Source organism: Pantoea sp. X-Soil-ISGK-285 (assembly GCF_059730815.1).
Map to the genome: position 1 here is coordinate 3,444,939 of NZ_AP035938.1, position 24,302 is coordinate 3,469,240.

Annotated in this window: 20 protein-coding genes; 9 read left to right on the top strand and 11 right to left on the bottom strand. The window is 59.1% G+C overall.

The features are described from left to right. Window positions 1-131: 131 nt before the first annotated feature. The 5 genes from AC6I8B_RS16240 to AC6I8B_RS16260 all read right to left on the bottom strand — a co-directional run bounded on the left by AC6I8B_RS16240 (window position 132) and on the right by AC6I8B_RS16260 (window position 5,767). On the bottom strand, window positions 132-1,220 hold the full coding sequence (locus AC6I8B_RS16240) for an MBL fold metallo-hydrolase (protein ID WP_157353688.1): 1,089 nt from the start codon (window positions 1,218-1,220) through the stop codon (window positions 132-134). Beyond that, the gene (locus AC6I8B_RS16245; RefSeq protein WP_332837999.1) at window positions 1,208-2,947 is read right to left on the bottom strand and encodes an ABC transporter permease; all 1,740 of its coding nucleotides are present in this window, start codon (window positions 2,945-2,947) and stop codon (window positions 1,208-1,210) included. The genes AC6I8B_RS16240 and AC6I8B_RS16245 overlap by 13 nt, the downstream gene beginning before the upstream one ends. Before the next feature lie 2 nt (window positions 2,948-2,949). Beyond that, complete coding sequence (locus tag AC6I8B_RS16250; RefSeq protein WP_157353690.1) at window positions 2,950-3,951, bottom strand: ABC transporter substrate-binding protein; 1,002 nt, start codon at window positions 3,949-3,951, stop codon at window positions 2,950-2,952. A 15-nt stretch (window positions 3,952-3,966) separates the two neighbouring features. Then, window positions 3,967-5,034, bottom strand: a complete 1,068-nt coding sequence (locus tag AC6I8B_RS16255; RefSeq protein ID WP_157353692.1) for an ABC transporter ATP-binding protein — start codon at window positions 5,032-5,034, stop codon at window positions 3,967-3,969. 133 nt (window positions 5,035-5,167) lie between these two features. Continuing rightward, window positions 5,168-5,767 (bottom strand): cupin domain-containing protein, encoded by a 600-nt coding sequence (locus tag AC6I8B_RS16260; RefSeq protein ID WP_010249001.1) that lies wholly within the window; start codon window positions 5,765-5,767, stop codon window positions 5,168-5,170. A gap of 331 nt (window positions 5,768-6,098) precedes the next feature. Here AC6I8B_RS16260 and AC6I8B_RS16265 point away from each other — a divergent pair, with 331 nt between their 5' ends. Beyond that, complete coding sequence (locus AC6I8B_RS16265; protein ID WP_010249002.1) at window positions 6,099-6,581, top strand: YlaC family protein; 483 nt, start codon at window positions 6,099-6,101, stop codon at window positions 6,579-6,581. Here AC6I8B_RS16265 and AC6I8B_RS16270 read toward each other — a convergent pair. The 3 genes from AC6I8B_RS16270 to AC6I8B_RS16280 form a co-directional block, all read right to left on the bottom strand. Continuing rightward, complete coding sequence (locus AC6I8B_RS16270; protein ID WP_010249003.1) at window positions 6,578-7,981, bottom strand: aminotransferase-like domain-containing protein; 1,404 nt, start codon at window positions 7,979-7,981, stop codon at window positions 6,578-6,580. The two genes, AC6I8B_RS16265 and AC6I8B_RS16270, sit on opposite strands and share 4 nt — an antisense overlap. A 125-nt stretch (window positions 7,982-8,106) precedes the next feature. Then, a complete protein-coding gene (locus AC6I8B_RS16275) occupies window positions 8,107-10,293 on the bottom strand; it encodes a putative bifunctional diguanylate cyclase/phosphodiesterase (protein ID WP_497817523.1) in 2,187 nt (728 codons plus the stop codon). Window positions 10,294-10,446: 153 nt separating this feature from the next. Further along, window positions 10,447-12,528 carry a putative bifunctional diguanylate cyclase/phosphodiesterase gene (locus tag AC6I8B_RS16280; RefSeq protein WP_497817524.1) on the bottom strand — a complete coding sequence of 694 codons (2,082 nt, stop codon included), beginning with the start codon at window positions 12,526-12,528 and terminating at the stop codon, window positions 10,447-10,449. 543 nt (window positions 12,529-13,071) lie between these two features. On the opposite strand from AC6I8B_RS16280, the gene AC6I8B_RS16285 reads away from it, so the two are divergent. From AC6I8B_RS16285 to AC6I8B_RS16305, 5 genes are read left to right on the top strand one after another with little or no spacing between them, the layout of a single operon-like run. Then, window positions 13,072-13,641: a spore coat protein U domain-containing protein gene (locus AC6I8B_RS16285; protein ID WP_010249006.1), complete on the top strand. Its 570-nt coding sequence runs from the start codon at window positions 13,072-13,074 to the stop codon at window positions 13,639-13,641. A 43-nt stretch (window positions 13,642-13,684) separates the two neighbouring features. Beyond that, window positions 13,685-14,179 carry a Csu type fimbrial protein gene (locus AC6I8B_RS16290; RefSeq protein ID WP_154210535.1) on the top strand — a complete coding sequence of 165 codons (495 nt, stop codon included), beginning with the start codon at window positions 13,685-13,687 and terminating at the stop codon, window positions 14,177-14,179. 25 nt (window positions 14,180-14,204) lie between these two features. Beyond that, window positions 14,205-14,903 carry a fimbrial biogenesis chaperone gene (locus tag AC6I8B_RS16295; RefSeq protein ID WP_010671112.1) on the top strand — a complete coding sequence of 233 codons (699 nt, stop codon included), beginning with the start codon at window positions 14,205-14,207 and terminating at the stop codon, window positions 14,901-14,903. A gap of 7 nt (window positions 14,904-14,910) precedes the next feature. Next, a complete protein-coding gene (locus tag AC6I8B_RS16300) occupies window positions 14,911-17,358 on the top strand; it encodes a fimbria/pilus outer membrane usher protein (protein ID WP_497817525.1) in 2,448 nt (815 codons plus the stop codon). Beyond that, entirely contained in the window at window positions 17,355-18,332 is a 978-nt protein-coding gene (locus AC6I8B_RS16305) for a Csu type fimbrial protein (RefSeq protein WP_497817526.1), read from the top strand. Before AC6I8B_RS16300 ends, AC6I8B_RS16305 begins: the two co-directional genes overlap by 4 nt. On the opposite strand, the gene AC6I8B_RS16310 is transcribed toward AC6I8B_RS16305, so the two are convergent. The 3 genes from AC6I8B_RS16310 to exbB all read right to left on the bottom strand — a co-directional run bounded on the left by AC6I8B_RS16310 (window position 18,329) and on the right by exbB (window position 21,038). Next, complete coding sequence (locus AC6I8B_RS16310; protein WP_061703105.1) at window positions 18,329-19,651, bottom strand: MFS transporter; 1,323 nt, start codon at window positions 19,649-19,651, stop codon at window positions 18,329-18,331. The two genes, AC6I8B_RS16305 and AC6I8B_RS16310, sit on opposite strands and share 4 nt — an antisense overlap. 235 nt (window positions 19,652-19,886) lie before the next feature. After that, entirely contained in the window at window positions 19,887-20,309 is a 423-nt protein-coding gene (gene exbD / locus AC6I8B_RS16315) for a TonB system transport protein ExbD (protein WP_010249013.1), read from the bottom strand. A 6-nt stretch (window positions 20,310-20,315) separates the two neighbouring features. Beyond that, entirely contained in the window at window positions 20,316-21,038 is a 723-nt protein-coding gene (exbB, locus tag AC6I8B_RS16320; protein WP_022623877.1) for a tol-pal system-associated acyl-CoA thioesterase, read from the bottom strand. Window positions 21,039-21,390: 352 nt separating this feature from the next. On the opposite strand from exbB, the gene AC6I8B_RS16325 reads away from it, so the two are divergent. The 3 genes from AC6I8B_RS16325 to AC6I8B_RS16335 are packed head-to-tail and all read left to right on the top strand — an operon-like array spanning window position 21,391 to window position 24,218. Beyond that, window positions 21,391-22,362: a TRAP transporter substrate-binding protein gene (locus AC6I8B_RS16325; protein ID WP_010249015.1), complete on the top strand. Its 972-nt coding sequence runs from the start codon at window positions 21,391-21,393 to the stop codon at window positions 22,360-22,362. Window positions 22,363-22,410: 48 nt separating this feature from the next. Beyond that, complete coding sequence (locus AC6I8B_RS16330; RefSeq protein ID WP_010249016.1) at window positions 22,411-22,917, top strand: TRAP transporter small permease; 507 nt, start codon at window positions 22,411-22,413, stop codon at window positions 22,915-22,917. Window positions 22,918-22,931: 14 nt separating this feature from the next. Beyond that, window positions 22,932-24,218, top strand: coding sequence for a TRAP transporter large permease (locus AC6I8B_RS16335; RefSeq protein ID WP_497817527.1), 1,287 nt, complete (start codon window positions 22,932-22,934; stop codon window positions 24,216-24,218). Window positions 24,219-24,302: the final 84 nt, after the last annotated feature.

The following is a 24,302-nucleotide window of genomic DNA, read 5'->3' on the forward strand; positions in this document are numbered from 1 at the left end:
CTTAATAGCGTGCGCAGACTACAGCCGAAAAGAGCTGAGATGACAAGCGCATTAAGAAGATTAATCAGTGTTTATAAGGGGTTTATCGGCAGCGGCGAGTAAATGTTCAATGACTCCGCGGTGGCGGCGCGTCAGGCGACCCGCTCCCAGCGCGAGGAGAGCGAATAACGGTGCTGCCAGCAGAGCATTGCCGGACTTTGGCTCATCAGCTGCTGGCACTCTTGCGGCGCGACAAAAGCCGGGATCACTTTCTGGGCCGCCGTCTGTCTGATCAGCGCCAGCTGATCGTCGAGCGGCGGATGCACATTCCACGGCAGCCAGCGTGCCATGCCGGATTGCAGCATCTCAAAGGCACGGGTGCCGCGGGAAACGTGACTGCTGAAGATCAGACGAAAGTCGGGCTGATGGCTGAGCTGCGCCGCCAGCCCGCTGTCAGCCACCGCATCCGCCGCGACAATCACTGTATTCGGTCGCCAGCGGTCGGGTGTTGCGACGCGCAATAACCGGGCCAGCGCCAGCATCGCCGCGGCGGGCAGGCTGTTGAGCGCCAGCAACTGCGCCACCTCTTCGCGCACCTGGGGACACATCACCACCGGCAGCCCGCGAGCGCTGAGCTGCAGCGCCATCTCAGGGCCGCGCCCGTGCAGCGGCGCGGTGACCACGGCGCCCCCTTGTGCCGCCAGGGCCAGCGCGTCGATCTGCTGCGCCAGTCGCTGATTGCGGTCGCCATAGGAACCATCGGTAATCAACAGCCGTGCGCGTGGCGGGCAATCAAACGGCAACAGCAGCGATTCGCGACTCCAGTCGCCCATATAGGTGATGCCACCCGCAATCGGCAGATGAAACCAGATCGATCCTGGCGAATGCCCGCTGCGACCGGTAAAGAGATTCAGCGGCCCCAGCGCGCACTGGCCGCGCAATGGCAGGATGCGTCGCGCCTGAGCCGGCACGCCAGCCTCGCCCAGCTGCTGCCAGGTGATCTCACTGGCATAGACCGGCGGTGAACCGATGTCGGCCCAGCTATCCAGCGCCGCCGCGTGATCCACATGGGAATGGGTCAGGCAGAGCGCATCGACCTGGCCGATGGCGTCCATTGCGGGCCGGACGCCCGGCTCCGGCCCGGCACCTAAATCCCATAACAGACGGTATCCCTCTATCTCCAGCAGGAAAGCGGCAGGCAGTTTTCCGCCGACGCCGCTGATCACCGTCAGGCTTGCCATGGCAGGACTCCCTGCGGCAGACGGCGCGTCAGTCGTGAGGCCAGTAGCATTAAGCCCAGCACGATCCCAATCATCAGGCATCCGACCGCCGCCGCCAGCGGCGCCGATCCGCCTTCGTCCAGGAAAATAATGGTCGGGCCAAGCGTCTGGGTTTGCGCGGTAACCAGCAGCACTGAAACCTGTATTTCATTCAGCGCGGTGAGGAACACCAGCAACGCACCGGCCAGCACAGAAGGTGCCGCCAGCGGCAGCAGGATGTCAGTCATCCGCCGCATCAGACCCGCGCCGCATAAGCGCGCCGCCTCATCCAGTGACGGTTCGATTTGCGCGAACCCGGCCAGCGTCGGCCTTAACACCAGCGCCAGGAAGTTGGCCAGATAGGCCGCGAGAATAATCCACACCGTTCCGTAAAGAGAAAATTCCAGCAGCGGCAGTGGCCGCAGGAAAAACAGCATCGCCGCCACGCCGGTGACAATGCCGGGCAGCGCATAGGTCAGCTCGCTGGCGAATCCCAGCCCCCGCACCAGCCGGGTACGATGCCAGCTGAGAAAGAAAGCCAGGAACAGTGCCATGACGCTGAGCAGCAGCGCCGTCAGGCCGGTGAGCCACAGGCTGGTAAAGAACGCCTGCCGTATCGCCGGATAGCCCCACAGCGCCTGCTGAAAATTCTCCAGCGTCAGGGTTTGCCAGTTCAGAGCCTGACCGAAACCGCGGGTTAAGGCGGTGGTCAGCAGGGCGCTGAGCGGCAGTAGCAAGGTGATCACCATCCACAGCCAGGCGATGATTTCGCCCGGCAGTCGCGCGCGCCGCAGCGGCTGGTGCCAGGGTCGTGGCGATCCGCTGACCCGGACATCGCGTCGTCCGCCCAGCCAGCCGCTAATCAGCATCCCGGCGAGGGTGATCAGCGCAATCAGCATCGAGTAGACGGCGGTATTGGGCAGCGCACCGGGGCCGAGGGTATTGAGCTGCTGATAAACCAGCGTAATCAGCGTCGGCACCCGCGCCGGAATACCCAGCATCGCCTGGATACCGAAATTCCCGACCGCAGCGACAAACGCCAGCGCCGCCCCGGCGAAGATCGCGGGGCGCGCCAGCGGCAGGATCACCGTGAACAGAATCTGCCGGGGTGATGCGCCGCTGATACGGGCCGCCTCCACCAGTTCGGCGGGGAGTCGACGCAGGCCAGCCCGCACCGTGAGGAACACCAGCGGCGCATTGTGCAGGCCCAGCAGCAGCACCATGCCGGTCGCGGTATAGAGCGGTTGCTGACCGGGTGCCAGCCATGTCCCGCCCAGCGCATTCACCGCTGTGGCCAGCAGACTGCCCGGTGCCAGCGCCTGTATCCAGGCCAGCGCAGTCACCTGCGGCGGGATCATCAGCGGCAGGATAAAGGCAAATACCCAGGCCGCTTTGGCACGCAAATCGGTGAGCGCCACCAGCCAGGCGGCCACCGTTCCCAGCAGCAGCGACAGCAGCGTCGCGCTGATGCCGATCGCCAGGGTATTCAGCGTGGCACTGAGCACCCGCCGGCTGGTCAGCAATCTCAGCAGGCGATCGCTATCCAGTATGCCATCCGGTGCCAGCGCGGTTCCCATCAGCCGGGCAAAGGGTGCCACCGACAGCAGGCCAATCACCAGAACCAGTACGCCCAGCACCAGCGGTTCCGCCCGCCATCTGCGATGCCTGGCGGCCTGGCCTCTTCGCCATTCGTTGCCCAGCACGCTCACGATCAGCCGCCAAACAGTTCAGTAAAGGTTTCGCGGACCTGAGCATCCTCGGCCACCGCCAGGGCCACGTCCGGCGTCAGCAGCGTGATTTGCTCAATCGGCGCAAAGCCACCGGGTGCCGCCACGCGGGCATCGACCGGCCGGTTGCCCTGCTTCGCCACCAGCTGCTGTCCTGCTTCCGAAAGCATGAAATCAACAAAGGCTTTGGCGGCCGGCAGATTATGCGCCGACTTCATGATCGCCACCGGCTCGGTCACATAGGAGACGCCCTCCTGCGGATAGACCAGATCGATGGGCGATCCCTGCTTTTTGGCGCGGATAATATCGGCATCCGTGATCACGCCATACTTATCCATGCCGCTGGCAACCGCTTTCAGCGCCGGTCCATTGCCGCCCTGTGGCGCAATGCCGATGGCGGCCAGTTGCTGATAGAACGCCCAGCCAATCGACGGGGTATGGATATCGGTATGCAGCTTATAGAGCGCCGCACCGGAATAGAGGGGACTGGGGACCGCAATCTGGCCTCTGTTTTCTTCTACTGCCAGCGCTTTCCAGCTACTGACTGGCTTCGCACGCTGGGTGTTATAGGCGATCACCGTGGCGATAATTTTGGTGCCGAAAAAGGTTTTATCCACATCGTAATAGGCAGGCTTCAGGTGGCTGACCGGGGCGGCCGGATATGAATAGAGCTGCCCCTCTTTCTTGAGCGCGCCCAGATTGATCGCGTCGGCCACCAGCAGCACATCGGGTTTGACCTGGCCGCTCATCATCTCCGTGCGCAGCACGTTCATCAGTTGAGTGGTGCCGTTGCGGGTCCACTCCACCTCCACCGCCGGATACGCAGCCTTAAACGCATCGATGGTCTGTTGCGCAATTTCAGGTGCCTGCGACGTGTAAACCACCAGCTTGCCGCCGGGCGCGTCGGCCGCCTGCAACAGGGTTGAGGCCGCGAGGCCCGACAGCAACAACAGCGCGTGAAGCGGAGTACGAAAAGCCGTTTTCATGGTTTCTGAAACCCTTTATGCAGGAAGAATCCAGCCGTCATCGACGGCGACGCCGACGGTGTCATCCACCGCCAGTAATGCAGCATCATTAAGCGTCAGCGACAGGCTGACATCCGGTTGATTAAGCGGTCGAAGGTTGATCTGATGGTAGCCACCGCGAAAGATGATGCGCTCAACGCGGGCGGCAAACTGCCGCTCTCGCTCAGCGGCGAGGTGAAAACTGACGCTGTGGAAGCTGGCTTTGCCGTGCGGCAGCGGGCGCTGGTGAGGCGAGCAGCGCAGCAAAACCCGCAGCCCGCAGAGCGTGGCGGTTGCCTGACCCGGATCGAGCGGCTCAATGTCGCTGACCGGCAGCACCCGCCCCTCATCAATAAAGGTCGCCACCATCTCATTAGCCGGTTCGCGCCACAGGGTCTGCGGGCTGGCGAACTGCATCACTCTGCCGTGTTCGAGCACCACGATGCGGTCGGCCAGTGCCATCGCTTCGCGTTGATCGTGGGTGATATAGAGTAAGGTGGCGCCACTGTGGCGATGGAAGCGGCGGAACTCCTCTTCCATGGTGGCGCGCAGATGGACATCGAGGTTAGCCAGCGGCTCATCCAGCAGCACCAGCGTCGGCCGTGCCACCAGGCAGCGTGCCAGCGCCACGCGCTGGCGCTGACCGCCGGAGAGATCGGCGGGTCGGCGGTCGGCGAAGCGATCCAGCCCGACCAGCGTCAGGGCCTGGGTGGTGCGCAGTTCGCGTTCTGCGCGCGCCACACCGTTCACCTTCAGGCTGTAGCCGACGTTCTCCGCGACCGTCATATGCGGCCACAAAGCGTAGTTCTGGAACACCACGCCGAGCTCGCGGGCTTCCGGCGGCAGGTGCAGCCCGTCTGCGGCAACCTGGCGTTCACCGATGCGGATTTCACCGCTGTCGAGCGTTTCAAAGCCGGCCAGCAGGCGCAGCAGGGTGGTTTTGCCGCAGCCAGAAGGCCCAAGAACGGCGACAAACTCGCCCTGGTTAATCTGTAACGAAATCGCGTCCAGTACCGGCTGCGCGCCGAACGCTTTGCTCAGTCCGGTTAACGATATTGCCGCCATCTTACTCTGCCTTTGCCGTTAACATGCTGGGCAAAACGCTACGACAGTTTGATGACAGCCCGGTGACAGCCAGGCTTACGGGACGCGAAAGCCGGGCTGGCGGAGCGGCATCGGGGCGTGCTCGCCCCGTGGCTTACTGCTGGGCGGTGAGCGCCGCAATCGGCTGCCAGATCTCGGTTAATGCGCCCTCTTTGCCGGTAAAGGGATCCTGCGTCGGCAACGGCACTTTTTTTACCTGCTCCTGGGCCATTTTCAGCTTCGCGGGCTCATCGCGCAGCGTCTCCGGCGACATCCCGTGCGGATAGGCGCCTATCACCATAAAATCTTCGCTGGCGCTGACCTGCCGATGGCCGACACCCGCCGGAATCAGGACTGCATCGCCTGCGCGCAGGGTCACCATCCGGCCACTGTCGCCGCCAAACAGCACTTCCGCCCAGCCTTCAGCGACGCCCAGCAGTTCATGGGTATTAGGATGATAATGGGTATACGGGAAGATCGGATAGCGCCAGGCGGGTGGCCAGCCGTTCTCCTCAAAGGTTTTCTCAAACCACGCGGCGATCTCCTCCTCTTCCGGCACCACGCGCGGCCAGATAATCAGAGGTAACGGGTTATTGGGTACACCGCCCGACGGGCTGGCGAGCATCAGATGCTGAGGATTGTCAGAGGCCCCGGCCGAGAAGGTGCCAGCGGCAAAGGACATCATTAATAGCAGACTGGAGGATGAGGCACGCATACAGGTTCTCCGATGTTTTTCTAAGTGTGGCAAACCCGCGGCACAATGCAATGTGCGCCAGACGACACAATTGAGATAATTGACTGATATTGCTGACTAAAGCCAAATGTGTCGTTAACTATAGGGTCGGAGTGTGCCTGCGCGACGGCGGAAAGCGGTTCTTACTGCGGCAAAGTGTTGCAAAATGTCAGGCGGAAAGTCACACAGGCGCAGCAGCCCGACGCCCCGGTCACTGTCGTATAAACTGTTATATAAAAAAAGCACAGATCTGTTTCTGATATGCTTGACTGTTATCTGTTGTAATAGCTAACAGATGACAGTGAGGTAACAAATGGACGCTATTAAACAAATCCTGATTGACGAGATCGCCCTGCTTAACCGCGAAGAACGTCGCGACAATTTGCCGCGTTTCAGCCTCTCGTTTCTGAAGAACCACCCTGGTCTCTGGGCAGTAATGTACCTCTGCTACGGCCTGTGCGTGGCGCTGATTTTCACCACCGAGATGCTCGGCTGGCCCGCCTTCTGGTTTGCCACCGTGTTTGTGCTGGTGATGAGTGTGCTGATGCTGCTGGATATCAACCCGAAATATCGCTTTGAAGATATCGATGCCCTCGATCTGCGCGTTTGCTACAACGGCGAGTGGTATTACATTCAGCCGGTGCGCGAACAGGCAATCTCACGCATTCTGTCACTGCCTGAGACACCAGAACGCGTGAAGAGCGGCATCCAGCGTCTGCTGACACAAAAAGGGGAAGTGGACTTCTATGATGTCTACTACCTGACCTGGGGCCATCAGGAAGCGGCGCGGGTTTAATCCGCCTGCCCTTCCGCCATCAGCTGACCCAGCTTCACGATTGCCGCCTCGGCCCGACTATCCCACGGCCAGGCGGTATTTAACCTGAAGCAGTGCCTGAACTGCTCACCTGCCGAAAATAGCTGCCCCGGTGCAATACTGATCCCCTGAGCCAGCGCCCGCTGATAGAGCCGGGTCGTATTGATGCTTTCCGGCAGCGTCACCCAGAGAAAATAGCCGCCACGCGCTTCGCTGACCGTGGCCTGCGGCGGCAGCACCTTCATTAACGCCTGGCGCACCATCTGCTGTCGCTTCGCCAGAATCTGCCGCAGCCGCTTCAGATGGGTGTCGTAACGCCGCGTGGCAAGAAAATCGGCCAGCGCCAGCTGCATCGGCGCACTGGTAGAGAGCGTGCTCATCAGTTGCAGCCGCTGAATACGCTGCGCATGCTGCCCCGCCGCGACCCAGCCGACCCGGAATCCTGCCACCAGCGACTTTGAAAATGAGCCGCAGTGCAGCACGTTCCCCTGGCGATCCCAGGCTTTCGCCGGCAGCGGCGGCGCATCACCCGCCCAGAGTTCGGCATAGACATCATCTTCAATCATCGGCACCTGATAACGCGCCAGCAGTGCGACCAGCTGCTGTTTGCGTTCCGGCGTTAAGGTTACGCTCAGCGGATTCTGCAGGGTGGTCATCAGCCAGCAGGCTTTCACCGGCCAGCGCTGCAGTGCCTCCTCCAGCTGGACGAGGTCGATGCCATTTCTGGCGTCGACCGGAATCGCCAGCGCCTTGAGCTTAAGCCGCTCTATCGCCTGCAGCGCGCCATAAAAACTCGGCTGTTCAATCACCACATAATCGCCCGGCTCGGTAAGAGATTGCAGACTGAGGTTCAGCGCCTCCAGCGCCCCGCTGGTGATGACAATTTCATCCGGCGACAGGGTGATGCCCTGACGCGCATAGCGCTGCGCCAGCAGCTGTCGCAGTGTGGCGTTGCCAGGCGGCAGATTGTGCAGCGCATCGGTTGGGGTCAGATGATGAGAGACGTTAGCCAGCGAGCGCATCAGCTGGCGCTGCGGAAAGAGTGCGGGATCGGGAAAGGCGGAGCCAAACGGCACGATGGCCGGATCGCGCGTGGCCTGCAGCACATCAAACACAAAGTCGTTGATATCGACCTGTTCACTGATCGCCACGCTCAGCGGTGCGGGTGCTAAGGCACGCGGTGCAACGTAGTAACCCGACTGTGGACGGGAGACGATCCAGCCCTGACTCTCCAGCAACTCATAGGCATGCAGCACCGTCATCAGGCTGACGCCCTGCTGCGCGACCTGCTGACGCAATGACGGCAGACGGGTGCCCGGCAGCCAGATGCCGGCCTCAATCTGCTGCTGAATCTCATCCATCAATCGCTGGTATTTCGCCACGGGTGACCTCTCCTTGTTTGACCGTGAATAGTCTGACCGCGAGACTTTACCACGCACGGCGACCAATGACAGGCGGCGCGAATCGCTTTATCCGATTGCGCTGATTCTTCACGGCTTCAGGCAGGTCAGATCACAGCGACCTGCGGCGTCAGCGGCTGCCCGGCTTCGGCTTCGGCTTCGGCTTCGGCTTCGGCTTCGGCTTCGGCTTCGGCATTAAGACTCACTTCCGCAATTGCCTCTTCAATTTCTGCCACCACATAATCAGCCAGCTCCGGCACCCGCTCCGGGGGAACCGGCTTGCCCAGCAGATAGCCCTGCAGCGTATTACAGCCCAGGCTGGTCAGGAAGGCCTGCTGCTCAGCGGTTTCAACGCCTTCGGCCACCACTTTCAATTGCAGCGACTGCGCCAGCGCCACTATCGCCGACACGATGGTGGCATCTTCTGTGTGATGCTGCAGCTCGTTCACAAAGGCCCGGTCAATCTTGAGTTCACTGGCCGGTAGCCGTTTCAGATAGAGCAGGCTGGAGTAGCCAGTGCCAAAGTCATCAATTGAAGCTTTCACCCCGAGCTGGGTCAGCTCAGTCAGAATACGCACGCTCTCATCGGGATCGCGCATCGCGGTGGTTTCCGTCACCTCCAGCGTCAGCAGTTCGGCCGGAATCTGATGTTTTTCCAGCGCATCCACCACCGTCTTCACCAGATTCGATTGCTCAAACTGCAACGCCGACAGGTTCACCGCCACCGACCAGTGCGGATGGCCCTGCAGATGCCACTGGCGCAGCTGGCGACAGGCTTCATGAATTACCCAGTTGCCGATATTGACAATCATTCCGGTCTTTTCTGCCATTGGCAGAAATTTATCGGGCGACAGCAGGCCGCGCTGCGGATGCTGCCAGCGCAGCAGCGCCTCAAAACCGAGAATCGGACCGCTCGGCGCGCAATATTTTGGCTGATAGAACAGGCGCAGTTCATCATGATCCAGCGCCTGCCAGAGATCGTTATTCAGCTGAAGCTGGCTCTGGGCCTGAATGTTCATAGAAGGCTGAAAGAAGGTGTAGCCGTTGCGGCCATTATTTTTGGTGTGGTACATCGCCGCATCGGCGTTGAACATCAGTTCGCGCTCATCCACGCCATCGCCGGGATAGACCGCGATGCCAAGACTCAGCGATACCACCAGCTCATAGCGTGAGATATCAAACGGACGATCCACCGCTTTGACCAGCTTATCGGCGATGGCCGCCGCATCATTGGGATCGTCGATCTCCACCAGCAGCACAAACTCATCACCGCCGAGCCGCGCCAGCGTAAAGTAGCCGGTCATCTGCTCGCTCATGCGCTCGGTCACGCCGACCAGCAGACTGTCGCCAATGTGGTGCCCGAACGCGTCGTTGACCGCCTTAAACCCATCGAGGTCCATAAACATCAGGGCAAACTGCCTCTGCTCACGGTTCGCTTTGTTGATCGCCTGCTCCAGTCGATCCTCCAGCAGGATGCGGTTGGGCAGCCGCGTCAGGTTGTCGTGCAGCGCCAGCTGTGCCAGCTCGCGATTGGCTTCAGCCAGCGAACTGGCGAGAATCGAGGTACGCGCCTGCATCCGCGCATCCAGCATCGACACCAGCAAGGTAATGCCCAGAATCGAAATAGTGACCACCGTGACCAGAATCGCCAGCCAGTTGCTGTTGACGCCCTGCCCGGCCGGATGACTGTGGACGGGAAACTCTGCCGCCATCATGCCGGTGTAGTGCATGCCGGCAATAGCACAGCCCATCACCACCGATGCGCCAATGCGCAGCAGGGTGACCCGACTGGTCTGTCCTTCCCGCAGGTTAAACGCCAGCCACAGCGCGGTGCCAGAGGCGGCCAGGGCGATCGCCACCGACAGCGCCACCCAGCCCCATTTCCAGACGATACCGGGGGAGAACATCAGCGCCGCCATGCCGGTGTAGTGCATCGCGACTACGCCGCTGCCGAGGATCAGCGCGCCGCCCGCCAGGCGCGGCAAAGGCAGATCGCCATTGCAGACCAGCCACAGCGCAAATATCGACGCACAAACCGCGATGGCCGCAGAAAAGGCGGTGAGCCCGGCGTTGTAGCTCATGACCATCTCCATGTTCATCGACAGCATGCCGATAAAGTGCATCGCCCAGATGCCGATGCCCATGGAAAAACCGCCGCCGAACAGCCAGACCAGCGCAACTTTGCCGGTTGAATGCACCACCCGTCCCGCCATATCTAAGGCGGTGAACGAAGCCAGCATCGCGACAAGAACGGAGACGATGACGATAAAAGAGTCGTATGAGGTCGCTAACATAGTGCATTCCCGCGAAAGCAGAGCTTGTGGTTGGGCAGAGGGTTTTAAAATTATTCTCTTAGTTATCGGCACAGCCCGGCGGTTAATGAGCCGCGAACCCTGCATCCTTCCACTCATTCTGAGTGATGAAATCTATCGTTGCTGTCAGCGCTATCAGCCGGACAGTGACGCCACCGGCTGTCGCAGTGAGGGAAAACTCAGCGCCTCAACCCGGTCCGCTGGCGTCGGCTTGCCCAGCAGATAGCCCTGCAACGCATCAAAGCCTAAGCTGGTGAGCAAATGCTGCTGCTCTTCAGTCTCCACCCCTTCCGCCACCATGCGCAGATTGAGGCTCTGCGCCAGGGTCAGCATGGCGCTGACTACGGTCGCATCTTCACTGCCGGGCCGCAGACAGTTGATAAAGCTGCGATCAATTTTGAGTTCACTGGCATCCAGATCTTTGAGATGCAGCAGGTTGGCATAACCGATGCCGAAGTTATCAATCGCGACGCTGACACCCGCCTGCTGCAATTCACGAATGCGCTGCTGGCTGAAAGCGGGATCGCGCATGGCAATCGCTTCAGTGATCTCCAGCATCAGCGCGCTGTCTGGCAACTGGTTACGCGCCAGGGTCTGCGTCAGGATAGTCAGCAAATCACGCTGGTGAAACTGCAACGCGGAGAGATTCACCGATACTGTCCAGTCACTGTGGCCCTGGCTGTGCCATATCCTGAGCTGACGGCAGGCCTCCCCGATCACCCAGTTACCCAGCGCAATAATCTGACCAGTTTTTTCGGCGCGCGGCAGAAACAGCTCAGGCGTCAGTAAACCGCGCTGCGGATGCTGCCAGCGCAACAACGCTTCGAATCCCATTAACCTGGTGCCGCCTGAACAGAATTTCGGCTGATAGAATAGCCGCATCTGCTCGCGCTCTATCGCCTCCCACAGATCGTTCGCCAGCTCCAGCTGATGCTGCGTCGCGGCGCTCATGGCTGGTTCAAACAGGCACCAGCCGTTTCGTCCGCTGTGTTTGGTGTGATACATCGCCGCATCAGCATTAAACAATAGCTCCTGCCGGTTGCGACCGTGCAGCGGAAAGATCGCAATGCCCGCGCTGAGTGAAACGTGCAGCACATAGCGGTCAAGTTCAAACGGCGAACTGATAACTTTAACCAGTTTTTGCGCCAGCTGGCGGGCTGCGCTGATATCGCACTCAGCCATCAGCACAAATTCATCGCCTCCCAGACGCACCAGCAGCATCGTGTTGCTGAGCTGGCTACAAAGCCGTTCCGCCACTGCCACCAGCAACCGGTCACCGACGTGATGTCCCCATGTGTCATTGACCGCTTTAAAGCCATCGAGATCCATATAGATCACGGCAAAGCGATGCTCATTAAGCATCGCCTGTTTAATGGCGAGATCGAGCTGCTGCTCCAGCATTACACGATTGGGCAGCGTGGTCAGGTTGTCATGCATCGCCAGCTGACGCAATTCCTGGTTAGCGCGATTGAGGCGGGTCGCCAGACGCGCGGCGCGCAGCTGCGCATCCAGCATCGAACTCAGCAGAGTGATACCCAGAATAGTCAGGGTAATCAGCGTCACCCACACCGCCAGGCCCGCATTACTGACGCCGTGCGGCTGCATCATACTGCTGTGGCTGAACTCTGCTGCCGCCATACCCACATAGTGCATACCGGCGATGGCGATGCCCATGACCAGAGAGGCCAGCCCGCGCATCAGCATCAGATGATGATCGCCCTGGCGCAGATGAAAGGCCAGCCACAGCGCCAGGCCAGAGGCCGCAAACGCAATCAGCACAGAGAGCGCCACCAGCAGCGCATTCCACTCCGGTTGCGGTTCAATCAGCAGGGCATACATACCAAGATAGTGCATGACCACCACACCCGCGCCCAGGATCAGCGTGCCGCGCAGCAGCCGCTGGCGGGTGAGATGCAGGCCACCCACCGTCTGGCCAAAAGCCAGCACAGACGCCAGGATCGCCACCAGCAGCGAGAGGATCGTCAGTCGCGTGTCATAGCGCATCATCATCGGCATCATCATCGCCAGCATCCCGATAAAGTGCATTGCCCAGACGCCAATCCCCATTGCGATGCCGCCCACCAACAGCCAGAACCGGGCGCTCCAGCCACGGGATACCGCTACCCGTCCGGCAGTATCCAGGGCTGTAAAAGAGGCAATGAACACCACGATCAGCGAAACGCAGATCAGGACGCTATCCCAGGTGACAGGCAACATGTGCAACTCCTCACCACCCGCGGAGAAACGGGTGCTGTGTACAGTCTGATAAGTGATCTGAAAACACCCGATGGGTGAAAGTGATTAAATTTCGGTATTTTATGGTCCTGAAGGCCGGGCAAAACGCGCCCGCCGACGCTGGCCATTTATAACCTGCATCTTATTAACCGCCCGCAGAGCAAGCCGGTAAACCGTTATTATGTCTGATTGGTACAGGAACATATCACCGAAGCAGAAAGCATGCCAGATACCGAAAAAACAAAGAATTTTGTTTTATCGCCTCGTCTTCGCGCCTTGCTGTTACTGGGTTATCGGCCGGAGTGACGTTTTGATTAATCAAAAATAAATAGCAAGGCTTCGCGTAACGCTTTAACTGATCTATAGTAAGTAAAACTGATATAAATCAGCATTCTTAAGTCTAAGATTTTTCTTAAGATAGCGGCACTGCCTCCCTTGTTATTTTATTTCCTTTATTTTGGGTTGAATCGTTAATAAACACCGGGTGAAAAAGCACTGACTCTGGATAATCCGTAAGGAAATATTATGAAACTCAAGCTTTTTCTGTTTGCCGCTGCAGGATTAACTGTCGCTATTCCGTCATTAACCCAGGCGGCGACGACCTCGGGAACCATTAATGCCACGTTAACCCTGACCACCGGTTGTCTGGTGAACGGCCAGTCGGCTACGGCGGGCGTTAACTTCGGTACCCTGAACTTTGGTAGCAGCGCAGCCACTTTCGATACCCTGAACGCCACACTGGTCGGTGCGGCTGGTAACGGTATTTTTGTGCGCTGCACCACTGGTCAGGATTACAACGTGGTGGTCACCAGCAGCAATACTGCACCGGCGACCATCTACGGCACCGCCTCTGCATCGCCGCGTTATCTGGTGCTGGGATCGGATAATGCGCAGGGCATCGCCTATACCCTCTACAGTGATGCCTCCTTTACCACGGCGATCGCCAACAATACGCCTATCGCCGCCAGCGGTACCACCGATCCGACGCTGGGGACCAACTACGCCATCTATGGCCGGGTGGTCGGCGGCGGCTTCAATCCCCTGATCCCTGCCGGAACCTATACCGACACGATTAACGTTGCCGTGAACTATTAACTGCTGTCGCAGGTAAATACGGGTGGTTCTCTGGCGATCCTGCCTGACGATCGCATGCGGTCTGCCCCTGCTGACAGGGAGTATCAGCGCCTGGAGTCTGCCAACCAGCACCTTCCAGGTTACCGCGTCGATTGTGGCAGGCTGCGTGATATCCGGTACCAATACCGGCGTCTTTGGCACGCTTAATTTCGGTACGCAGTCTGGCGTGGCGGCGAATACCGTCAACGCCAGCTATCTGCAGAGCACCTCGATTAATCTCGCCTGTACGCCGGGCACCACGCTGAGCATGAGCATTAATCAGGGCAACAATTTCACCACGACCCGTAACCTGAAGCTGCCCAATTTCAGCAACACCGTTCCCTACACGCTCTTTAGCAACGCCAGCCGCACCACGGTGATCCCGGTGAACCAGGCGGTGCCGCTGAGTTATAGCAATGCCAATAATATTACGCTGCCGATCTACGGTCAGCTACAACTGCCCGGCACTGCGCGCGCCGGCGTTTATACCGACACGCTGACCGTCACCCTGAGCTGGTGAGGTGATAGAAAACAAGGATATGATCATGAAGCCACTGCGCGCCCTGTTGCTGCTGCTAAGTTCCACCCTGCTCTCCCCGGCCTTCGCCGCGAATTCGGTCATGATCTGGCCCATCGATCCCGCCATTAATCCTGAAGAGAAAGCCAGCGAACTCTGGCTGGAGAATCGCGGTAACAGCACCACCATGATGCAGATCCGCGTCTTCAGCTGGCAGCAGAACAATGGCCAGGAGCAGTATCAGACTCAGCAGCAGGTAGTCGCCAGCCCGCCAATGGTGCGGATGGAGCCAGGCCAGAAACAGCTGGTCAGGCTGATTAAACAGACGCCGCCTGCGGCCGGTAAAGAGCTGGCCTATCGGGTGGTGCTGGATGAGATCCCGACCCCGCGTAATCCCGGCGAGAATCAGGCCGGGCTGACCTTCCAGATGCGCTATTCGGTGCCGCTGTTTGTTTATGGTACCGGGCTGAACACAGACAGCGCTCGCCCGGCTCTGCGCTGGCAACAGGTCAGCGAGGGCGGCAGGCGCTGGCTCCAGTTAACCAACAGCGGCAGCGGTCACGCCCGGTTGAGCAATGTGGCGATTGGCGGTCGCAAACTGGGCGAAGGCTTATACGGCTATGTGCTGGCTGACAGCTATCACCGCTGGCCGCTCACCTCGCCGGTGAGCGGCGAACTCACCGCAGAGGTTAACAAGAGCCAGTGGCGCAGCGCTGCCCAGAAGTAAGCGCTGAATGAGACCGTTTTCCCTGCATCCCTGCGCGCTGGCCGTGGCCAGCGTTATTTACGCTTTTACGCCGGATCCTGTGCTGGCGGAGACTTACTCATCCCTGCCTCCGCCGCCCAGCCTGCAGACCAGCAGCAACGGTCAGCAATATATGCTGGAGCTGGTGATTAACCAGCAGGAGAACGGCAATATTGTGCCGGCAGAGCAGCGCGACGGTCATTTCTGGATTCGCAGTGGCGATCTGCAGCGTGCCGGCCTGCCAGCGGATAAGCTGGGCCAGCAGACGCAGGTCGATGTCAGCAGCCTGCAACCCATCAAAGTGGAGTATGACGCTGCGCGACAGCGTCTGCTGCTGACCGTACCGCCTGAGTGGCTGCCCGGTCAGGTGATTGGCGAGGCGAAGAACGGACCGCGCTATCCGGGCCGTACCAGCAGCGGCGCGCTGATTAATTATGATCTTTACGCCAGCCGCACGGATAACAGTGGCTCCCGCCTGTCCGCCTGGAACGAACTAAGGCTGTTTGGTGATGCCGGTCATTTCTCCACTAACGGCGTCTGGCAACAGCAGCTGGAAGGCAGTACGACTTATCAGGATGATGGCTATATCCGCTACGACACCTGGTGGAGCAATGAAGATGAGAATGCGGCGGTAAGCTGGCGAGTCGGCGATCTGGTCACCGACTCGCTGGCCTGGAGCAGCAGCGTGCGGCTCGGTGGCATCCGCGTCGGTCGCGACTTCAGCGTCCGTCCCGATCTGGTGACCTATCCGCTGCCCGCCTTTTCCGGTCAGGCCGCCGTGCCTTCCACCGTCGATCTCTTTATCAACGGCTATCGCTCCAGCCAGGCGAACGTGCAGCCTGGCCCCTGGTCGATGACCAATGTGCCATTCGTTAACGGCGCGGGTGATGCCGTGATCACCACCACCGATGCGGTTGGCCGCCGTGTCACCACCACCATGCCGTTTTACGTCTCCAGTAACCTGCTGAAATCGGGGCTGTCGGATTACGCCTTCTCTGCCGGGGCAATCCGCGAAAACTATGGCATAAAGAACTTCGATTATGGTGAGGCAGCGGCCAGCGGCTCTTATCGTTACGGTATGACCGACTGGCTGACGCTGGAGAGCCACGCCGAAGGCAGCGAAACGCTGGCGATGGGCGGGCTGGGTGGTCAGCTGCGCGTCGGCAGCTGGGGCGTGGTCAACGGCGCGGTGGCGCAAAGTCAGCTCGATGGCGAGAGCGGCAGGCAATATAGCTGGGGATATCAGTACAACAACCGCTGGTTCAACATCGGCACTCAACAGACCCAGCGCAGCAGCGACTTCGGCAATCTGGCGCTGGTCGGCAGCCGTGCCGGTAGCCAGGCGGATAGCCGCTACGCACTCTCACGCCGCAGTGCTCAGTACAGCGCCAGCGTCTCGCTGAACCGCTTTGGCAGCGTCGGCGCCGCTTTCATCGACATCACCGACGGTCAGGGCGATCGCACCCGGCTGTGGAACCTCTCATGGAGTAAAAATCTGTGGGGTAACAGCAGTCTGTATGTCTCGGCCAGCCGCGATCAGCAGGAGAAAAGCTGGACCGGTGCAATCTCGCTGGTGATCCCGTTTGGTGAACAGGGCAGCGTTGCCCTCAGCAACGAACGCGACCAGCGTGGCCGCGACAGTCAGCGCGTTTATGCCTCACGCGCCATGCCCAGCGACGGCGGGTTCGCCTGGGATGCCTCTTGGGCGAATCAGAGCGGAGACAGCGGCGATTATCGTCAGGGCAGTCTGCGCTATCGCAACAACCAGATTGATACCTCAGCGGGCTTCTATGGCGATGATGACAACCTCACCCAGTGGGCCGATCTCTCGGGTGCGCTGGTGTTAATGGACAACAGCGTCTTTGCCGCTAACGAGATCAACGACGCCTTTGTGCTGGTGAAGACCAACTATCCCGACGTTAACGTGCGCTACGAGAATCAGTCGATGGGACGCACCAATCAACAGGGCTATCTGCTGGTGCCTGCCATCAGCAGCTACTACCCGGCCAAATATGATATCGACACCCTCGACCTGCCGGCAGATATGACCACGCCACGGGTTGAGCAGCGCTTTGCGGTGAAACGCCAGAGCGGCTATCTGCTCAACTTCCCGGTGGAGAAACTGCGCTCAGCCAGCGTAATCCTGGTCGATGCGCAGGGCCAGCCGCTGCCGGTATCAAGCCTGGTGCAGCGTCCCGATCATCCCACCGAGTATGTCGGCTGGGATGGCATCGTCTGGATGGAAGATCTCACCGCCAGTAACCCGATGCAGGTGGTGACGCCCGATGGCCGCCAGTGCGAAACCGAACTGCGCATCGCCAGCGGTCAGCCGCAGGCGCTGAAAACTTACGGCCCCCTGACCTGTGCGCTGCCCGCCCCTGCAGCAGGCAGCGCCCCCTCTCCCGCTGAATCTTTTACGTCCGGAAACCGACCATGATGAAATCTGTGATACTGGCTGGCCTGCTGCTGTTACTGCCGTCGCTGGGCTACGCCGCCTGCGCCCTGCCCGCATCGACTGCCAGTTTCGGTTCAGTCACAACCTTTGTGGCTAACACCACCGTCAGTTCCACCACCACGAATGCCAACGTCAACTGTGGCGCGGGCGCCGGGCTGTCGCTGCTGGGCAATAACCAGATCACCTTTCAGCTGACGGGCGCGACCAATAGCAACGGCACGCGCGGTACGCTGAAACGCAGCGGTGATACCGGCAGCGATAATGTGCCGGTGCGGCTCTGCACCGACACGGCCTGCGCTACCGAACTGACGATTGGCGGCACGCCATTTGTCTATGGTTCGCAGACCCTGATCAACCTGGCGGGTTTGCTGGGCAGCCTTAACTTCGCCATCCCGGTTTATCTGCGCACCGTTCCCGGTCAGGTGGTCGCCGCCGGGACCTATCAGCTGACGCTGAATATGGCCGTGACTTATCGCATCTGCACCAGCGTTGCGATTGGCAATATCTGTTTAAGCGAGCAGAACGGCAGCGGTGTCATCCCGATTAATATCACCGCCATTCTTACCAATGACTGCACCACCATCACCGCGCCGAATATAAGCTTTGGCAGCGCGCCGCTGGTCGGCAGCTTCTCCGCCGTGTCACAGACCATCAATGTGTTGTGCAGCAAAGGCAGCACCTATACCGTCGGGCTGAGCAATGGCAGTTATCCGGTGGGCAGCGTCAGGAATATGACGAGCGGCGCGAATCGGCTGAGCTATGAAATTTATAAAAGTACCACCAGCAATCGCTGGGGATCGGCAGGCACTGAACGCTGGAGCAGTACCACCTCGACGGCGGTATCCACGGATGGACTGACGCGCGGTTTTAACTACACCGCGCGCATCCTGACCACGCAGAACACGCCGCCAGCCGGAAACTACAGCGACAGCGTGGTGGTCGATTTGTCGTTTTAGAGTGAAGCACTGACCGGCGTGCCGCTGTGACGGGCCTGATACTGCTTCACCATCCGGCCAATCAGCAACGTGCCGATTAACCCACAGACTGCGGCAAAGGTCAGCCAGACGCCCGGCATCGCTTTGTCACCGGTGGCATGGATCAGGTAGCTGGAGATGGCAGGCGTAAAGCCGCCAAACAGCGCCGTCGCCAGGCTGTAAGCCATGGAGAAACCGGCGGCGCGCACCTCCGCAGGCATGATCTCCGCCAGATAGACCACCATCGCACCGTTATAGCTGGCATAGAGAAACGACAGCCAGAGTTCCGCTTCCAGCAGGTGGGCGAAGCTGGCCGATCCCACCAGCCAGTGCAGCACCGGCCAGGTGGTGACAATCATCAGCAGGGTAAAAATGATCAGCAGCGGACGGCGTCCGACGCGGTCCGACAACGCCCCCATCAGCGGCAGCCAGATGAGGTTTGAGACACCGACGCAGAGCGTCACCAGGAACGCCTGCTTGTCACTCATCATCAACACCGTTTTACCAAAGGTCGGGGTAAAGGCGGTGATCATGTAGAACATCACCGTGGTGGTGACCACCATCAGCATCCCCGCCAGCACCAGCGCCCAGTTGCTGGCGACAGACCGCATGATTTCCGTCATGCTCGGATGATGTTTACGTTTGCTGAACGCCTCGGTCTCTTCCAGCATCCGGCGGATATAGAACAGGAACGGCACAATCAGACAGCCGATCACAAACGGGATACGCCAGCCCCACTCCGTCACCGCCTCTTTCGCCAGCAGATGATTCAGCATCAGACCCAGCAGAGCAGCAAAGATCACCGCAATCTGCTGGCTGCCCGACTGCCAGCTGACGAAAAAGCCTTTGCGTCCTTTGGGCGCGACTTCGGCCAGATAGACCGACACGCCACCCAGCTCCACGCCCGCCGAGAAGCCCTGCAACAGCCGTCCCAGCAGGATCAGAATCGGCGCTGCCACGCCCAGGGTGGCGTAGCCCGGCACCAGCGCGATGGTCAGGGTGCCCATCGCCATTAAGCCCAGCGTCAGCAGCAGCCCTTTACGACGACCATGATGGTCGATGTAGGCACCGAGGATGATCGCCCCCAGCGGGCGCATCAGGAAGCCGGCACCAAAGGTCATCAGGGTCAGCATCAGGGAGGCAAACGGGTCATCGCCGGGAAAGAAGGTTTTTGAAATGGCAGTAGCGTAGTAGCCAAACACCATAAAATCGTACATCTCCAGGAAGTTACCACTGGTGACGGTGAAGATGGTTCGGGCGGCACTTTTCGGCGGCTTTTGTAAAGACGGGGTGTGACTCATAACGGCTTCCTGTTGTTTTTTAGCCGTTTTAGCCTGCCTGATGCGGGATTAATGTGACCTGGCTCACCATTGCACTTTACAAACCCATGTACATAAGTAACAACTAATTAACAAGTCAGTTCGAGGAGCATAAGTGATTACCCTGGCCCTGATTTGCCTGATTTTATAGGGCTGGAGAGCAGCCATAAAAAAAGGCGACCTGAACAGTCGCCTTTTTTTTGAACCGGATAACCCGCTATTTCTTCACGGTTTCCATGCCCATCAGACCAATTTTCAGATAGCCCGCCGTGCGCAGCTTATCCATCACGCTCATCAGCGTTTCATAATCGACTGACTTGTCCGCCTGGAAGAAAATGGTGGTCTCTTTATTGCCCTGGGTCTGGTTAGTCAGCACGTTAACCAGCGACTCCGGCGTGACCTGATCGTTACCGACGTAAAGCTGCTTATCCGCTTTAATCGACAGGTAAACCGGCTTTTCCGGACGCGGCTGCGGCGCGCTGGTTGAGGCGGGCAGATTGACGCGTACGTCGACCGTGGCCAGCGGCGCGGCCACCATAAAGATGATCAGCAGAACCAGCATGACGTCGATAAACGGCGTCACGTTGATCTCATGCATTTCACCATCCGTTTCCAGATCGTCGTTTAATCGCATTGCCATAAGAACTTACCCTAAGCGCAGTTTCTGAGCCGTCGCAGGACGCGGAACATCAGTTGCGACGGTGCCCAGATCGATATCACGGCTCTGCAGCAGCATCACCTGAGCGGCGACATCACCCAGTGAGGCTTTGTAGTTGGCGATCATGCGGGCAAAGACGTTGTAGATCACCACCGCCGGAATCGCAGCGATCAGGCCAATCGCGGTTGCCAGCAGCGCTTCGGCGATACCCGGTGCAACAACCGCCAGGTTCGTCGTCTGGGTTTTAGCGATGCCGATAAAGCTGTTCATGATGCCCCATACGGTGCCGAACAGGCCGATAAACGGCGCAACCGAACCGATGGTCGCCAGGAAGCCATTGCCCCGGCCTGCATGGCGGCTGAACGCAGCGACGCGGCGCTCAAGGCGGAAACTGGTGCGATCTTTAATCCCGTTGGTATCTTCCACGCCAGCCGACAGTTCAAGCTCATTCTGCGCATCATTCAGCAGCACCACACTGTGGCTGTGACCGGTAAACGACTGGGCAATGCGGGCGGCGTCATTCAGATTGCGGGCTTCGCCCAGCGCCAGATGCTCGCGCTTCAGGCGGCGCTTAGCGGCGCTGAGTTCGGCGTATTTGCCGAAGAAGATCGCCCAGGTCACCACTGAGGCCAATAACAGGCCAATCATGACCACCTTTACCACGATATCGGCATGTTGATACATGCCCCAAACGGAGAGGTCCGTTTGCATCAAATCACTGGCTACCACGCTGCTTCTCCAACTTCTGATTCAGGGATGCGAGACAAGCGCGAATAATAGCAAAACGACGGCGAATTGATAGTAGTTCTCATTAGTATTTACAAAGCTGATCGCCGCCATTTACCCGCAATTGACCAGGTTTAAACACTTTTGACAAGGATGTTTCGAAAATGTGAAGTTGCATGAAAATTTATTAAAACAACGTTTCAAAATGTGATGGCATTCATTCAATCAGCATTGCCGCATTTTACTGGCGCGCGTTTTCACTATGCTGGCTCCACACGGTTCTCTCCGGTTAGCCCCCGACGCCGGACGCCGTCCTACCTCAGCGGGAGACAAAATAATGAGAATGACGAAAACATGCCTGGCCAGTGCCCTGGCGGCGATGATGATGAGCGCCACCGCCACGGCACAGGTGATCAAAGTGGCTGAAGTCCAGCCTGCCGGTTATCCGACCGTCGTCGCCCTGCAGCACATGGGCGACAAACTCAAACAGGCCACCGATGGACGGCTGGAGATGAAGCTCTTCGCCGGTGGCGTGCTGGGGGACGAAGATCAGACGCTGCAACAGGTGCAGCTGGGCGCAATCGACATGATCCGTGTGTCGCTGGCGCCAGTCACCTCGATCGCCCCGGAAACCAGCGTGCTGACCCTGCCCTACATTTTCCGCGACATTGACCACATGCACAAAGTGCTGGATGGCGAGATAGGCCGCGAGATTGCCGACAAATTCGATAAAGATCCCAACGCCCGCATGGTGTTCCTGGGCTGGACCGATGCCGGTGAGCGCAACATGATCACCAAGAAGCCGCTGGCAAAACCGGAAGATCTGAAAGGCATGAAGATCCGGGTGCAGAACAGCGCCATCTCGCTGGCGACGCTGAAAGCGATGGGCGCGAATCCGGTGGCGATGGGCGTCAGTGAAGTGTTCAGTGCGATGCAGACCGGCGTGGTCGATGGCACCGAGAACAATCCACCGACCTTTGTCGCCCATAACTATATGCCGGTGGCGAAGTACTACACCCTCAGCGGCCACTTTATCCAGCCAGAGATGATCCTGTTTTCAAAACGCGCCTGGGATCGCCTGAAACCTGAGGATCAGGCGCTGCTGAAGAAGCTCGGCAAAGAGGCGCAGGATGAGGAGCGCCAGCTCTGGGCGACCTATACCGAAGAGTCGATCGCCAAAATGAAGGCGGGTGGCGTCACCTTCCAGCAGACCGACCGCGACTACTTCGTCAAAGCGACCCAGCCGGTGCGCGATCAGTTTGGCGGAAAATATCAGGATCTGATGACCCGGATCGCTGAGGTGAAATAACCCTTCTGCGCCACACTGCCGTGTGGCGTGCTTAATCAGGTATCAATTATGGCTGCTTATACACGTCTGATGGATGGGCTCTATCTGCTCTGCATGCTGGTGGCCGCCGTGGCACTGATGATTATGGTGACGGTGATCCCGATCGGGATCTTCGCCCGCTACGTGATGAACGGTGCGCTCTCCTGGCCGGAACCGGTGGCCATTATCTGCATGATCATTTTTACGTTTATTGGCGCACCGGTCGGACTGCGGGCCGGAACGCATATCTGCGTTTCCATGGTCACCGATCGCCTGTCACCCGCCCGACAGCGCCTGATGCTGCGCGTCAGCGATCTGCTGATGATTATCACCTGTCTGGTGATCTTTCAGGCCAGTTACAGCCTGTGCGAAGCGATGTGGGTGCAGACGCTCGCTTCATTACCGGCAGTGACTTACGGCGAGATGTATCTGCCGATTCCGATTGGCGCGATCTTCACCCTGCTGTTTGTTGTTGAGCGATTGCTGACAGGCGATCAGAGCCAGCGGCCGATTGTCACGCTGGGCGGCACCCACTAACGCGGAGCAGAAAAATGGATGCATTGATCTTGATAGGCAGTTTGCTGGTGTTGCTGATGGTGGGTTTTCCGGTCGCCTTTGCGGTGGGGCTGAGCGCCTTTATTGGCGCCTGGTGGATCGATCTGCCGCTGGAAGCGGTGGTGATTCAGGTGACCAACGGCATTAACAAATTTTCGCTGCTGACTATCCCGTTCTTTATTCTCGCGGGTGCGATTATGGCGGAGGGTGGGATTGCCCGGCGGCTGGTCAACTTCGCCTATATCTTTGTCGGCTTTATCCGCGGTGGCCTGTCGCTGGTGAACATTGTCGCTTCCACCTTCTTTGGCGCGATTTCCGGCTCATCGGTGGCGGATACCGCCTCGATAGGCTCGGTGATGATTCCGCAGATGGAGGAGAAAGGCTATCCGCGTGATTTCGCCGCCGCCGTCACCGCCAGCGGCTCAGTGCAGGCGGTGCTGACGCCACCCAGCCACAACTCGGTGATTTACTCGCTGGCGACCGGCGGCATGGTGACCATCTCCTCGCTGTTTGTTGCCGGTATCTTTCCTGGCCTGCTGCTGGGTGGCTGCCTGATGATAATGTGCCTGGGTTTTGCCCATAAACGCGGCTATCCCAAAGGAGAACGTATTCCGTTTCGTCAGGCGCTGAAAATCTTCTTCGACGCGTTCTGGGGCCTGTTTACCGTGGTGATCATTATGGGTGGCATTCTCTCCGGCATCTTTACCGCCTCGGAGTCCGCCGCGATCGCCTGTATCTGGGCCTTTTTCGTCACCATGTTTATCTACCGTGACTTTAAATGGAACCAGCTGCATATCCTGCTGTTCCGCACCATTAAAACCGTCACCATCGTGATGGTGCTGATCGCCTTCGCGGCCGGATTCGGCGCGGTGATGACCTTTATGCAACTGCCGACGATTATCACCGAGGCGTTCACCAGCCTCTCTGATAACAAATATGTGATCCTGATGTGTATCAACATCCTGCTACTGGTGGTGGGAACGCTGATGGATATGGCACCGCTGATCCTGATCATGACGCCGGTGCTGTTGCCGGTCGCCACCGCGCTTGGCGTCGATCCGGTTCACTTTGGCATGATCATGCTGACCAACCTCGGGATCGGCCTGATCACCCCGCCGGTCGGTACGGTACTGTTTGTCGCCAGTGCGGTCAGTAAGCAGAAAATCGAGCAGGTGGTCAGAGCCATGCTGCCGTTTTACGGCATGCTGTTTATCGTGCTGATGCTGATTACCTATATTCCCGCCATCTCCCTCTGGTTACCGCGCCTGATGGGCGTGATGTAGCGTCGGCAAAATCGGGTCCGGTGGCGGACCCGATTTTCATCCTGCGAAGCACTCTGATAATCACCATTGAGTCTCAACCCTGCT